We start from the raw sequence: 14,233 nt of genomic DNA on the forward strand, positions 1-14,233 counted from the left end.
AGGAATACAAACAACCATGTCTATTTTACAAATTGGCGCGGGAGGCGTTGGCTGGGTTGTCGCACATAAGGCGGCCCAAAACAACGACATACTCGGTGATATTGTTCTTGCTTCTCGTACTCTTGAAAAGTGCGAGAAGATCATTGAATCGATCAAAGGAAAAAATAACCTTAAAGATCCAACTAAAAAACTTGAGGCACGCACCGTCAAGGCGGATGACGTAGCCTCGTTAGTTGCATTAATTAAAGAAGTCCAGCCTGATCTTGTGATCAACGCTGGCCCTCCTTGGGTAAACGTGCCAATCATGGAAGCATGTTATCAAGCCAAGGTTTCCTATCTAGATACATCGGTTGCTGTTGACCTTTGCTCTGAAGGTCAACAAGTGCCTGAAGCGTATGATCCTCAATGGGCATTTCGTGAAAAATTTAAGCAAGCAGGCATTACCGCTATTCTCGGTGCTGGTTTTGATCCGGGCGTGGTTAGCGTGTTTGCCGCGTATGCGGTGAAGCACCTCTTTGACGAAATCGACAGTATTGATGTGATGGACATTAATGCAGGCGATCACGGCAAAAAATTTGCGACTAACTTTGATCCAGAAACCAATATGTTAGAGATTCAAGGTGACTCTTTCTATTGGGAAGAAGGGCAGTGGCAGCGTGTTCCTTGCCATTCACGAATGCTAGAATTTGATTTTCCTCAGTGCGGCCAGCACAAGGTGTACTCCATGTCGCACGATGAAGTGCGTTCGATGAAAGAGTTTATTCCGGCCAAACGTATTGAATTTTGGATGGGTTTTGGCGATCGTTATCTCAACTATTTCAATTGCATGCGTGATATTGGTTTATTGAGTCCAAACCCATTGACGCTGCAAGATGGTACTGTGGTTCAACCACTTCAAGTGCTTAAAGCGATGCTGCCAGACCCAACCTCTTTGGCTCCTGGTTACAAAGGCCTGACTTGTATTGGTACTTGGGTTCAAGGTTGGAAGGATGGTAAACAGCGCAGTGTCTTTATCTACAATAATGCAGACCATGAAGTGGCATACCATGATGTAGAGCACCAAGCCATCGCTTACACCACGGGCGTTCCTGCCATTACTGCGGCATTGCAGTATTTCCAAGGGCATTGGGCACAAGCGGGTGTGTTTAACTTAGAGCAGCTTGACCCTGATCTGTTTTTAGAAACGATGCCGAAATTAGGTTTGGATTGGCATGTTCAAGAGCTCGATATCGGGCAACCAGAGATTAAAATTCTAAAATAAGAGTTTTCGATAGTTAAGCCGATGCAGATGTGTCGGCTTTCTTCAATTTGAGAGTGATAAATAGATGCAAAAAAGCGAACTCCAAACGCCCTATTTTATGATTAATGAATCACAGTTGATCGCGAACCTAGAAATCGCGAAGCAGCTCAAAGAGATGTCGGGCGTCAAACTCGTCTTAGCTTTAAAATGTTTCTCTACTTGGGGAGTGTTTGACATCATCAAACCTTACTTAGATGGCACCACCAGCAGCGGCCCATTTGAAGTAAAATTAGGTTACGAAACGTTTGGTGGTGAAACACACGCCTATAGTGTTGGCTACAGTGAAGCTGATGTTAAAGAAGTGGCCGATATTTGCGACAAAATGATTTTTAATTCGCAATCCCAGTTGGCCGCTTACCGTCATTTAGTTGAAGGCAAGGCGTCATTGGGTTTACGTTTAAACCCTGGCGTGAGTTACGCTGGGCAAGATCTTGCCAATCCTGCACGTCAGTTTTCTCGTTTAGGTGTTCAAACAGACCATATTGATAACTCAGTGTTCGATACCATCAATGGCGTGATGTTCCATATGAATTGTGAGAACAAAGATGCTGATGCGTTCATTGCGTTATTAGATTCGATCTCTGAGCGTTTTGGCCAATATCTGGATAAGTTAGATTGGGTCAGCCTAGGCGGTGGTGTCTTCTTTACTTGGCCTGGTTATCCGCTAGAAAAATTAGCATTAGCGCTTAAGGCCTTTTCAGAAAAGCATCAGGTTCAGCTTTATCTTGAACCGGGTGAGGCGATCATCACGAAAACGGCTGATTTAGTGGTGACAGTTGTCGATATCGTTGAAAATGGCATGAAAACAGCGATTGTTGATTCGGCAACTGAAGCGCATCGTTTAGACACACTGATTTACAAAGAGCCTGCGGCTATCTTAGAAGCGAGTGCGAACGGTGAACATGAGTATGTTATTGGCTCGTGTTCTTGCTTAGCGGGTGATCAATTTTGTGTGGCTTCATTTGAACAGCCATTATCGATTGGTCAGCGGTTGCATATCATGGATAGTGCGGGCTATACCATGGTGAAATTGAATTGGTTTAATGGCCTTAAAATGCCGTCTGTGTACTGTCAACGCAGTACAGGAGAGCTTCAAAAACTGAATGAATTTGGCTATGAAGACTTTAAACGCTCATTATCTCAATGGTCGGTAAACTAATAGCAATAGGCCTCACCGATCATGGTGAGGCCTGTTTCTTTGGCCATAAACGAGGTTACACTTCTAATATCACGCGCGTATCTTCACTGAGCGCTTCAAGCTCATCGGCTACGTCTTCAATTTGTATCGCCGCAGGGAGTTTAATGGCGAGGCTAGCGGTAAATAAGCTTGAGCTGACACCTCCACCACCCGCAATAAAAACTCGTTGGCAATCCATATCTAAAATATTGATACCTTGATTATCAAGAAGGTGGGTGATTTCGTTGACGATACCTGCACGGTCGTTTGCATCAATCCGCAGTTGGTAAATCGTTTCTTTTTCGTGTTGATGTACGTCTGAATCAACAATTTGCACCAGCAGACCGGGTTGCTCTCTAAACGCTTGTTGAACGATAACGGCATTTGAGGTCGGTAACTCTATTTTAATGACGGCAGCTACTTGGTTCTCAATAAAGTTCACTTTACTTATTAACCATTTACCACCATTTTCATGAGTGATAGCGGCAAGATGTTTAATTGTGGCTGGCGTTGCACTGCCGACGAAATTGACGATAAAAGTACTGTTCATAATAGGCCTCACATAGCAAGCTAACGAAAGATAAATCGTTGATCTTGAATTCCTTTCACTTCAGTGTAGAGGCCTATCTTAGATAAGACTTGATGAGAGTCAATTTTTTACATTTACGCAGTCTCTTGCTTGTCAGTATTCATACTTGGGCCACAAAAATAGCCTTGGCTTTAGACACTGGCCTTGTGTTTAGCCCTGTTTCTTAGAAACTGACTTTGAGGTTAAGGCCATAAAATTGCGAATCGTAGCTAGCGCCTGAGTCCAAAGCAAACTTTGCGGCATCTTGGTTGCCAAACCAAGGTGTACCATTAAATTCCACTTCGGCATCGCCTCCCCAAGCATTGGTTACCCAGCCATGGATATGTCCAACAGGGTTGAGGAAGAAAAGTGTGACATCACCCAGAGTCGATGAACCCAACACTTCACCACCCGTGGTAACAATATCTTGTTCCGCTTCAAACATCAGCTCACCGACGACTGCACCGAAAAAGGGCGTAACAAACAAGTCTTGCCATGAGGGTATTTCAGCAAACGATTCTACGCCATACTCCCAAAAGAAAGTCGACATAACACCAGAGTAAAGAAAAGATTCAAACTCATTAAAACCAGCATGTCTTGCTGCGGTATAATAAACGCCACCGAAGTAGGGATGCATAATATAATTGAGATAATGCTCATCTCTATCCCAAGAGGGGCCAGATGATACGTTATCTTTCCACTTGCTGCCTATGCCACTTAAGCTGCGATCCTCTTCATCCCATTTGGTAATCGATGACGGTAAAAATGTCATTAAGCCAACAGTAGCTACGCTCAATCCCAATATGGTATAGGTTTGGCCTTTTAGATAATCCCAGTCTTTTGTATCTTGTACGGTAAGATATTTAGGTAGTGCCGGTTCTTCAAGGTTTAGCGGTTGCGATTCTGCTAAGCTTGTTAAAAATGGGGAGTTCGATTGATAAGTATTCGAATTGTCATTAAAGCAAGCGTTTTTATGGCAGTCGACCGTATAGGAAAACTCGATGTGTTGGTTGAAATCGTAGGCAGCAGCGTTGTTGCAAGCTGAAAACGATAACATCAAGGCAATGATGCTTTTCTTTGACACGGAGGGCTCCAAAGTGTGTTTTTTGATGATCAGAATCACAATTATCTATCAAAGCTGCGGGGATGAAAACAGCAAATTGTATAAATAGAGAAACTTATGAGAAAAATAACGTTCAAAGCGTTATATATTGCACTTTATTATCTGCCTTATTGATTGATAGCTCACGTTTATGCGTGCATAAAAGGACACCTGACATGTTGAAAATAGCGATGCTAAGCACGGGCGAAGAAGTGCTCCATGGCGATATTGTTGATACCAATGCTGCTTGGCTCTCCAGTGAATTTTTCCAGCGCGGCTTTTCATTAGTTAAACGCTCGACGGTAGGTGATAGCTTACAAGCTTTAGTCGAAGAGCTATTGATGCTCAGTTTCAATAACGATGTCCTGATCGTAAACGGAGGATTAGGACCCACATCTGATGATTTAAGTGCGGCGGCAGCGGCTCAAGCGGCGGACCAAAAGTTAGTTTTGTCTGTGCTGTGGAAGCAAAAATTGGACGAATTTTTTGCGCAACGTGGCGTTGTGATGCCAGAAAGTAACCTTAAACAAGCGATGTTACCGGAGTTTTCTGACATCATTGATAACCCAATAGGGACGGCTTGCGGTTTTAAAGTTCAGATTAATGATTGTGTTTGTTATTTCACCCCCGGAGTACCCAAAGAGTTTAAGTTGATGGTCTCTGAACAGATTTTACCCGACTTGCTAGCAACATACCCACAACAAATGGGATTAGAATGCAGTCGTTTATTCACTCTGGGTTCATCGGAATCGGCCATTTCAGATAAGTTGGATAAATTAGTCTTACCGGAAGGGTATATGCTGGGTTATCGCTCTTATCTGCCTTTTATTGAGGTGAAATTGTTTGGTCCGAAAAGTGATTTAGAACGCCGTGTGAAACTACTACAGATCATCTACCAGCATTTGGAGCAACATGTGGTGAGTGTCGATGAACCTATGCTCACACATATCGGTCATTTAATGCAGGACAAAGGATTGTCGATCTCTATTGCAGAACAAGCGACCAAAGGTTGGCTCGCCAGTTGGTTGTTAAGCAACGAGCAAGTGGAAGCGTTGAGCGGTCACTGCTGGATTTTGAGCCGCCATGTTGAATCGGGTTTAGGCGATCAAGATCCACTCGCGGCCTCATTAGCGCTTGCTGGCGCGACCAAGGAAAAGTGTTCCACTTCGTTATCACTTGTGACTGGCGTATTAAATGATGATCAATTTAGTCTAGCGTTATCGGCTCCGCAGGGAGAGTGGGGGCAGATTCTTAAACTCAAGCGACGCTACAGCGCCAATGAGCAGAGGGAGCTGATGGGGACAATCGCGGCTGACATGTTACGTCGTTATTTATCGAATAAGCCTGTTTTTGCTCAGTATGAGGCATTGATCTCAGTCAAAGAGATGTTTTTACCTGCGAGCGTTATTGGCTAATTAACTCAATGTGTTAGTGTTTTTTTAAGTCTAGATTGTTGATAGATAAGTGTTTTATATTAGAACCGTGTCGGGTGGTAACTGCATGATTCTTTGGCTTATTCCGTAGGTTCGGTGAGGTGCTTAGCTTATGATTATTTCGTCTAAAGACTAAGCTGATGATTTCACGCAACAGATAAAATTGTCTCAAGATTGGACCTTTTTCGCACAACTTTTCGCTGTACACTGTCAGTCCGATCGATGAAATTCAGCAGGAGGCTGACATGTTTAACCAATCGAAAATTTTAGTTTGGTATAAAGTTGCAAGTCAAAAAGTGATCTTAGGTGAGGCATTGAGTAATGAAATGAGTGATGTTGTTTCTTTGTGGCTCAACGCACCATCAGACTTAGAGACGCCCAGCTATCAAGGATATAGACTTTCATTGTTTGATGGGGGTGGCAGAGAAATCGCTAACAAATCTGTATCAATGGGTACTGCTGATGGCATTCTTCTGGGAATGTATAAAGCCAGAGCATAGCTCTGGCTTTATCTTTTTAACGCGCCAATGTGTGATGAGTTAATCAGTGCACAATTGGCTGGTTGAGGTTAGGCTCGCCTTGCTTTGGGTCGATAATTAACACCAGCAAGTTCAACATGGCTTTTGGCTTTACAAATACAAGGTAATATTTCATTACGCTCGGTGTAAGCCATTGCAAAACCAACATATTCAACGTCACCTTTAACGAGCGTGCAGCGACAGGCACCGCAGTGTCCATCGCGACAGTTATACTCAGGCTCTAGCCCCGCACTCTCCATACTTTCCAATAAAGTATTGGAAGAGTTTGATTCTATGGTTGTAACTTTGTTGATTTTAATGGTCGCCATTACAGCTCAAAGTCCTCGAAGTCATTGGCACGAACTTCATTATCGATTTGGCCTACAAGGTAGGAGCTGATCTCTGCTTCTTGAGGTGCAACTTGCACGTTGTCTGAAGATAGCCAAGCATTAATCCAAGGAATTGGGTTTGATGTCGCGCCGGGGTAGGCGATATCTAAACCAACCGCTTGCATACGAACGTTGGTGATGTATTCAACGTATTGGCACAGAATGTCTTTGTTTAAACCAATCATCGAACCATCTTTAAACAGATATTCAGCCCACTCTTTTTCTTGTTCAGCAGCCGCTTTAAACAAATCAAAACACTCTTGCTTGCACTCTTCAGCGATTTGTAAGAAAGCGAAATCGTCTTGTCCATTACGCAGCAAGTTGATCATATGCTGTGTACCAGTCAGGTGCAAAGCTTCATCACGTGCAATCAACTTGATGATTTTGGCGTTACCTTCCATCAATTCGCGCTCTGCAAAGGCAAATGAGCAGGCGAAGCTGACATAGAAACGAATCGCTTCCAACGCATTGACTGACATCAAGCAAAGATAAAGTTTGCGTTTCAGGTCACCCAAGCTAATTTTGACGCTCTCACCATTAATCTGATGTGTTCCTTCACCAAAACGGTGGTAGTCATTAGACAGTTGGATCAGATCATCGTAATAGTGCGCGATGTCTTTTGCGCGTTTCAATATGTGTTCATTTTCGACGATGTCATCAAACACAATACCCGGATCATTCACAATATTACGAATAATATGAGTGTATGAGCGTGAGTGGATCGTTTCTGAAAATGACCAGGTTTCAATCCATGTTTCCACTTCAGGAAGCGAAACCAGCGGTAGCAGTGCCACGTTAGGGCTGCGACCTTGGATTGAATCCAGTAGCGTTTGATATTTTAAGTTCGAGATGAAAATGTGCTTTTCATGATCTGGAAGCTTGTTGTAATCAATGCGATCACTCGATACGTCGACTTCTTCTGGACGCCAGAAGAACGAGAGCTGTTTTTCTATCAGTTTTTCAAAAATTTCAAATTTTTGCTGGTCGTAACGAGCTACGTTGACCGATTGGCCAAGAAACATCGGTTCTTTGAGTTGATCATTCTTTTTTTGAGAAAAAGTACTGTAAGCCATAAATGCCTCAATCCCTTTTAAGCTCCCCTGCGTGGGGAGCATTATTGAATACGTTGAGTGAAATAGAGTTAGATCTTACAACCGCCGCCCGCACAATCATCATCTTGTGCCTGTACTGCGTCTTTTTGATCATCTTTTGCGCCATCACGAGTGTTGTGATAGTACAAGGTTTTCACACCAAATTTATACGCCGTCAGTAGATCTTGTAACAATTGTTTCATCGGCACTTTACCACTTTCGTAAGTGCTTGGGTCATAGTTGGTATTCGCAGAAATCGCTTGGTCAACAAATTTTTGCATGATACCGACCAGGTGCAGATAACCGTTGTTAGAACCGATATTCCACAATAACTCATAGCTCTCTTTCAAATTAATGAAATCCGGTACAACTTGTTTCAAGATGCCATCTTTTGAGGCTTTTACTGAAACATAACCGCGAGGAGGCTCAATACCGTTGGTGGCATTGGAAATTTGTGAAGAGGTTTCTGAAGGCATTAGCGCCGTTAACGTTGAATTGCGTAAGCCAAATTCCATGATCTCTGCGCGTAGCGCATCCCAATCATAATGCAAAGGTTCCTCGCAAATTTGGTCGACATCTTTTTTATAGGTGTCGATAGGTAGCAAGCCCTTAGCATAGTTTGTTTCATGGAATAGCGGACATTTGCCTTGCTCTTTGGCTAACGCGACGGAAGCCTTCAACAAGTAATATTGCATTGCTTCAAAAGTGCGATGTGTCAGACCATTTGCGCTACCGTCCGAATATTTCACGCCATTTTTCGCCAGATAGTAAGCGTAGTTAATCACGCCCACACCCAAGGTACGGCGATTCATGGTTGACTTATAAGCGGCAGGCAGTGGGTAATCTTGGTAATCCAACAGTGCATCTAGCGCACGAACCACAAGATCAGATAACTCTTCGAAATCATCCAGTGATTGAATTGAACCTAAGTTGAATGCCGAAAGCGTACATAGCGCAATCTCACCTTCATTATCTTCAACGTTAGACAGCGGTTTCGTCGGCAGTGCGATCTCCAAACAGAGATTGGATTGGCGAACAGGCGCTACAGACGCATCAAACGGGCTGTGCGTATTGCAGTGGTCAACGTTCTGGATGTAGATACGGCCAGTGGAAGCTCGCTCTTGCATCAACAGGGAGAACAGTTCTACCGCTTTCACCGTCTCTTTTTTAATCGAAGTGTCATTCTCATATTGAACATACAAACGTTCGAATTCGTCTTGGTTTTCGAAGAATGCGTCATACAATCCAGGCACATCAGAAGGGGAGAATAGGGTGATATTACCGCCTTGAACTAAGCGAGAATACATCAACTTATTGAGCTGAACACCATAGTCCATATGACGAACACGGTTTTCTTCAACGCCGCGGTTATTTTTCAATACCAGTAGCGACTGCACTTCACCGTGCCACAAAGGGTAGAAGACAGTGGCTGCGCCACCACGAACACCACCCTGAGAACAGCACTTCACTGCGGTTTGGAAATATTTATAAAAAGGAATACAACCCGTGTGGAATGCCTCACCACCACGAATTTCCGAGCCTAATGCACGAATGCGGCCCGCGTTAATGCCAATACCCGCACGTTGTGATACATAACGCACGATAGAGCTTGCTGTGGCATTGATTGAATCTAAGCTGTCACCACATTCAATCAACACACATGAGCTAAATTGACGGGTAGGCGTGCGCACGCCCGACATGATTGGCGTTGGCAGCGAGATTTTGAACATTGATGTTGCATCGTAAAAACGCTTAATGTAATCGAGACGGTTTTCTTTTGGATATTTCGCGAATAAGCAAGCGGCGACCAAAATGTAGAGGAACTGAGCACTCTCATAGATTTGCTTCGTCACACGGTTTTGCACGAAGTACTTACCTTCAAGCTGTTTTACCGCGGCGTAAGAAAAATTAAGGTCACGTGCGTGATCGATATAAGTGTCGAGTTCTTCAAATTCTGCGCGAGTATAATCTTCGATAAGGTGCTTATCGTATTTGCCCATTTCAACCAAACGAGAGACATGGTTGTACAACGTTGGTGGTTCGTATTGTCCGTAGGCTTTTTTACGCAAATGGAACACCGAAAGACGAGCCGCGAGATATTGGTAATCTGGCGTCTCTTCTGAAATCAAATCGGCAGCGGATTTGATGATAGTCTCATGAATGTCAGAGGTCGTAATACCATCGTAAAACTGAATGTGAGCCTTCAGTTCGACTTGCGATACAGAGACGTTGTATAGGCCTTCCGCAGCCCATGTAATTACACGGTGGATCTTTTCAAGATCAATCGTTTCTTTGCGTCCATCACGCTTGGTGACAGTAAGTTTTTGGTTCATTCTGCTTCATTTCCCTAACAAAACTGATTAAGGCCGTATTTTTGTAGAATTGTTGTAAATCTCATCGCGGCTTTGTGATCTGAGTCTATCCATATATTGTAGTGCAAACACAACATATAGGGGTTCTTTGCTTTGCGAGTTACAAGATAGTGCTATCTGGAGCTCATTTCAAGTTACAGATCTGGGACAGCTTGTGGATAACTAGCAAAAACAAAAAAAACAGTTAGTATCCACTTACTGATGATCAAAGAGCCGATTTGATTGTAGAAAATTACCGTTTTGAGTTTGGTTTAGATGTAACCACAATCAAAAAAAAACTTCTTGATCTTTGAGGAAAAAAGGGAGCGATTTTCGATGTGGTTAAAATGGAATCTAGCGCACAAAAAACAGCCTAGATACCGAGAAAAAATGAGCTATTTGGCTTAATTTTTAACGTGAGCAATACGTTATCGATAATGGCATATTGGATGACCACTGACTTTAAAAAAGCTGAGTATGAACGATATAATTGACATCAACATTACGCCCTAAACGGTAAGTATCGGTTAACGGGTTATAAAGTAGGCCTGTTATTCCTTGCTCTTGCAGGTTTGTTTTATCGATCATCTTAATCAGTTCCGAGGGGCGGATGAATTTTTCATGATCATGTGTGCCTTCAGGAACAATGCGTAGCAACTTCTCTGCGCCCACGATGGCAAACAGGTAAGACTTAAAATTACGATTGAGCGTAGAAAAGAAAACATGACCGCCAGGTTTGACCAACGCAGAGCAGGCTTGAACAACGGACAATGGGTCTGGAACATGCTCAAGCATTTCCATGCAAGTGACAACATCATATGTATGCGGGTTGTCAGCGGCGTGATCTTCAATCGTACTTTGAATATAAGTGAGCTTTGTTCCGGTTTCTAAAGCATGTAAACGAGCGACTTCAAGCGGTTCTTTGCCCATGTCTAAGCCAGTCACTTGCGCACCTTCTCGCGCCATGCTTTCGGCCAAAATTCCGCCACCACATCCGACATCGAGCACCTTCTTGCCAAATAGGCCGTTGGCATTGGCCAACACATAGTTCAATCTTAACGGGTTAATTTGATGAAGTGGCTTAAATTCACCATCCAGATCCCACCAGCGTGACGCCATCTCTTCAAACTTTTTAATTTCATTAAGATCAACGTTTTGTGCTTTAGTCATGTTAGATTCGCTCTTGCTGTCAAAATAGGCATCTTTAGTTGTGTGGGGTATTATAACCAGTTGATTATCACAGGCTACAGCTTATCTTTATTTCATTAATTTTTGGCTAAAATGTGGCCATTAATCAGCCGAGTATGGAATGAATGTGCAATTTCTCGGCACTTGATACACAACAAAGGTCACAACCTGATAAAAGGAAAGGGAAAGGGATGCCGAAGTAGTGAATTATGTGTTATATTTTTCGGCCTTGTACGTATCGAATATACGATCAAAAGATAGAGGGATAATGGCTCTATGAGCGATCTAGCTAGAGAGATCACGCCCGTAAACATTGAAGATGAGCTAAGAGGTTCATACCTAGACTACGCGATGTCCGTTATCGTGGGTCGTGCTCTTCCAGATGTGCGTGATGGCCTAAAACCAGTACACCGTCGCGTTCTATTCGCGATGAATGTGCTTGGTAACGATTGGAATAAACCATATAAAAAATCTGCCCGTGTTGTGGGCGATGTGATTGGTAAATATCACCCGCATGGTGATAGTGCTGTATACGATACGATTGTTCGTATGGCGCAGCCGTTCTCATTGCGTTACATGTTGGTCGATGGCCAAGGTAACTTTGGCTCGATCGACGGTGACTCTGCGGCAGCAATGCGTTACACCGAAGTACGCATGTCAAAAATTGCCCACGAACTGCTTGCCGATCTCGACAAAGAAACGGTCGATTATGTACCGAACTATGACGGTACAGAACAGATCCCTGCGGTTCTTCCTACCAAAATTCCTAACCTACTGGTGAATGGTGCTTCCGGTATTGCCGTCGGTATGGCAACCAACATTCCACCTCATAACCTAACGGAAGTGGTTGATGGTTGCTTGGCCTATATAAATAATGAAGACATCACCATTGATGAGTTGATGGACTACATTCCGGGCCCAGATTTCCCAACGGCAGCATTAATCAGTGGCCGCAAAGGCATTATCGACGCTTATAAAACAGGGCGCGGTAAAGTCTACATGCGCTCTAAAGCGGATATCGAAGTCGAGAAGAATGGTAAAGAGACCATTATCGTCAGAGAAATCCCTTATCAAGTGAACAAAGCACGCTTGATTGAAAAAATTGCTGAATTGGTTAAAGAGAAAAAAGTCGAAGGCATCAGTGCACTGCGTGATGAGTCTGATAAAGACGGCATGCGTATTGTTATCGAATGTAAACGTGATGCGGTTGGCGAAGTGGTTCTGAACAACCTTTACGCTCAAACACAGTTACAAACGACATTCGGCATCAACATGGTTGCGCTGGATAATGGTCAACCTAAGCTATTCAACTTGAAAGAAATGTTGAAATGCTTTGTTGATCACCGCCGCGAAGTGGTGACGCGTCGTACTATTTTTGAACTGCGTAAAGCTCGTGATCGTGCCCATATTCTAGAAGCACTGGCTCTCGCGTTAGCCAACATTGATGAAATCATCGAATTGATTCGCCGCGCGGCAACGCCAGCAGAAGCAAAAGAAGGCTTGATTGCTCGTGGTTGGGATCTTGGCAACGTAGCGTCAATGCTTGAACGTGCTGGAACCGATGCCGCTCGTCCTGAATGGCTTGAACCAGAATACGGTATCCGTGATGGCAAATATTTCTTAACTGAGCAACAAGCCCAAGCAATTCTTGAGCTTCGTCTGCACAGATTGACAGGTTTAGAGCACGAAAAAATTCTTGATGAGTACAAAGCTCTTCTGGAAGAAATCGCTGAACTGATGCATATCCTTGCCAGCACTGAACGTTTGATGGAAGTGATCCGCGAAGAGCTTGAAACCGTTCGTGATGCTTTTGGTGACGCACGACGCACTGAAATTACCGCGGCAACTCATGATATCGACATGGAAGAGCTGATTGCTCGTGAAGATGTGGTCGTTACACTTTCTCATGCAGGTTATGTGAAATACCAGATCCTCAGCGATTACGAAGCACAACGCCGTGGTGGTAAAGGTAAGAGCGCGACGAAGATGAAAGAAGAAGACTACATTGAGCGTCTTCTTGTGGCGAATACTCATGACCACATTCTTTGCTTCTCGACTCGTGGTAAGACATACCGTTTGAAAGTCTATCAATTACCGCTAGCGAGCCGTACAGCGCGTGGTAAACCTATCGTTAATATTCTTCCTCTGGAAGAAGGGGAACGTATTACTGCGATTTTGCCAGTCACTGAGTTTAGTGATGATAAGTTTATCTTTATGGCGACCGGTGACGGTACAGTGAAGAAAACATCACTTTCAAGCTTTGCCAACGTGCGTTCTAACGGTTTGATCGCGGTTAACTTGCGTGAAGATGACTCTTTGATTGGTGTGGACATTACCGATGGCAACAGTGAAATTATGCTGTTTTCTAAATTTGGTAAAGTGGTTCGCTTTAAAGAATCAGAAGAAACGCCAGTATTGGATGAAAATGGTCAGCCTGTTCTTGATGAACATGGCCAGCCAGAAATTAAGTTCAAAGGTGTTCGCGCCATGGGACGCACCGCGTCCGGTGTTCGTGGTATGAAGCTAGCAGAAGGCGACCAAGTGGTATCGCTGATTGTTCCTTCAAATGACGGCGACATCTTAACAGTGACACAAAACGGCTATGGTAAACGTACAACCTTAGGGGAATATCCAACTAAAGGTCGTGCAACTCAAGGCGTTGTTTCAATCAAGGTGTCTGAGCGTAATGGTCAAGTTGTCGGCGCAGTGCAAACTGAAGAAGGCGATGAGTTCATGATGATCACCGATGCCGGTACGCTCGTTCGTACTCGCGTCGCGGAAGTGAGCCAAGTGGGACGCAATACTCAAGGTGTGACCTTGATTCGCACCGCTGAAGATGAAAACGTCGTAGGTTTACAACGTATTGAAGAAATTGAAGATGTTGAGTTACCAGAAGGTGAGGAATTGCCAGAAGGTGAAGCGAGCGTTGCAATTTTAGAAGTACAAAGTGACGCAGAAGAGACTGACTCTGAACCGAGCAGCGATGCTGAAGACGAGTAATCGTTTCACATATCCACCTTTATTCTAAGCTGATAAAGAATAAAAGCCGGAGCATTGATTGCTTCGGCTTTTTACTTCTAGCGAGCAGCCCATCTGACAAGTGAAGGATTTTCATT

At 43.8% G+C, this 14,233-nt stretch carries 11 protein-coding genes; 5 read left to right on the top strand and 6 right to left on the bottom strand.

Features of this window, described 5'->3' with window-relative positions; genetic code table 11:
- Positions 1-16 precede the first annotated feature (16 nt).
- The gene (locus CCZ37_RS05965; RefSeq protein ID WP_017044304.1) at positions 17-1,261 is read left to right on the top strand and encodes a carboxynorspermidine synthase; all 1,245 of its coding nucleotides are present in this window, start codon (positions 17-19) and stop codon (positions 1,259-1,261) included.
- 64 nt (positions 1,262-1,325) lie between these two features.
- Positions 1,326-2,459, top strand: coding sequence for a carboxynorspermidine decarboxylase (gene nspC, locus CCZ37_RS05970; RefSeq protein WP_094500017.1), 1,134 nt, complete (start codon positions 1,326-1,328; stop codon positions 2,457-2,459).
- 55 nt (positions 2,460-2,514) lie between these two features.
- Here the strand turns inward: nspC and CCZ37_RS05975 are convergent, their stop codons facing one another.
- Both CCZ37_RS05975 and CCZ37_RS05980 read right to left on the bottom strand, forming a co-directional pair.
- Entirely contained in the window at positions 2,515-3,027 is a 513-nt protein-coding gene (locus CCZ37_RS05975; RefSeq protein ID WP_010318369.1) for a glycine cleavage system transcriptional repressor, read from the bottom strand.
- Between the two features lie 202 nt (positions 3,028-3,229).
- Positions 3,230-4,168: a DUF3943 domain-containing protein gene (locus CCZ37_RS05980; protein ID WP_244187289.1), complete on the bottom strand. Its 939-nt coding sequence runs from the start codon at positions 4,166-4,168 to the stop codon at positions 3,230-3,232.
- Between the two features lie 155 nt (positions 4,169-4,323).
- On the opposite strand from CCZ37_RS05980, the gene CCZ37_RS05985 reads away from it, so the two are divergent.
- Both CCZ37_RS05985 and CCZ37_RS05990 read left to right on the top strand, forming a co-directional pair.
- Positions 4,324-5,562, top strand: a complete 1,239-nt coding sequence (locus tag CCZ37_RS05985; RefSeq protein ID WP_094500018.1) for a CinA family nicotinamide mononucleotide deamidase-related protein — start codon at positions 4,324-4,326, stop codon at positions 5,560-5,562.
- Positions 5,563-5,825: 263 nt separating this feature from the next.
- The gene (locus CCZ37_RS05990) at positions 5,826-6,080 is read left to right on the top strand and encodes a hypothetical protein (protein WP_010318366.1); all 255 of its coding nucleotides are present in this window, start codon (positions 5,826-5,828) and stop codon (positions 6,078-6,080) included.
- Between the two features lie 68 nt (positions 6,081-6,148).
- Here CCZ37_RS05990 and yfaE read toward each other — a convergent pair whose 3' ends face one another.
- The 4 genes from yfaE to ubiG all read right to left on the bottom strand — a co-directional run bounded on the left by yfaE (position 6,149) and on the right by ubiG (position 11,099).
- Positions 6,149-6,427 (bottom strand): class I ribonucleotide reductase maintenance protein YfaE, encoded by a 279-nt coding sequence (gene yfaE / locus CCZ37_RS05995; RefSeq protein ID WP_010318365.1) that lies wholly within the window; start codon positions 6,425-6,427, stop codon positions 6,149-6,151.
- Positions 6,427-7,560 carry a class Ia ribonucleoside-diphosphate reductase subunit beta gene (gene nrdB / locus CCZ37_RS06000; protein ID WP_010318364.1) on the bottom strand — a complete coding sequence of 378 codons (1,134 nt, stop codon included), beginning with the start codon at positions 7,558-7,560 and terminating at the stop codon, positions 6,427-6,429. Before nrdB ends, yfaE begins: the two co-directional genes overlap by 1 nt.
- 68 nt (positions 7,561-7,628) lie before the next feature.
- Positions 7,629-9,911: a class 1a ribonucleoside-diphosphate reductase subunit alpha gene (gene nrdA / locus CCZ37_RS06005; RefSeq protein WP_094500019.1), complete on the bottom strand. Its 2,283-nt coding sequence runs from the start codon at positions 9,909-9,911 to the stop codon at positions 7,629-7,631.
- A 480-nt stretch (positions 9,912-10,391) separates the two neighbouring features.
- Positions 10,392-11,099: a bifunctional 2-polyprenyl-6-hydroxyphenol methylase/3-demethylubiquinol 3-O-methyltransferase UbiG gene (ubiG, locus tag CCZ37_RS06010; RefSeq protein WP_010318362.1), complete on the bottom strand. Its 708-nt coding sequence runs from the start codon at positions 11,097-11,099 to the stop codon at positions 10,392-10,394.
- Between the two features lie 294 nt (positions 11,100-11,393).
- Between ubiG and gyrA the strand changes: the two genes are divergently transcribed.
- Positions 11,394-14,117 carry a DNA topoisomerase (ATP-hydrolyzing) subunit A gene (gyrA, locus tag CCZ37_RS06015; protein ID WP_094500020.1) on the top strand — a complete coding sequence of 908 codons (2,724 nt, stop codon included), beginning with the start codon at positions 11,394-11,396 and terminating at the stop codon, positions 14,115-14,117.
- The last annotated feature ends 116 nt before the right edge of the window (positions 14,118-14,233 follow it).

The organism is Vibrio qinghaiensis (genome assembly GCF_002257545.1).
Lineage (GTDB): Bacteria > Pseudomonadota > Gammaproteobacteria > Enterobacterales > Vibrionaceae > Vibrio > Vibrio ordalii.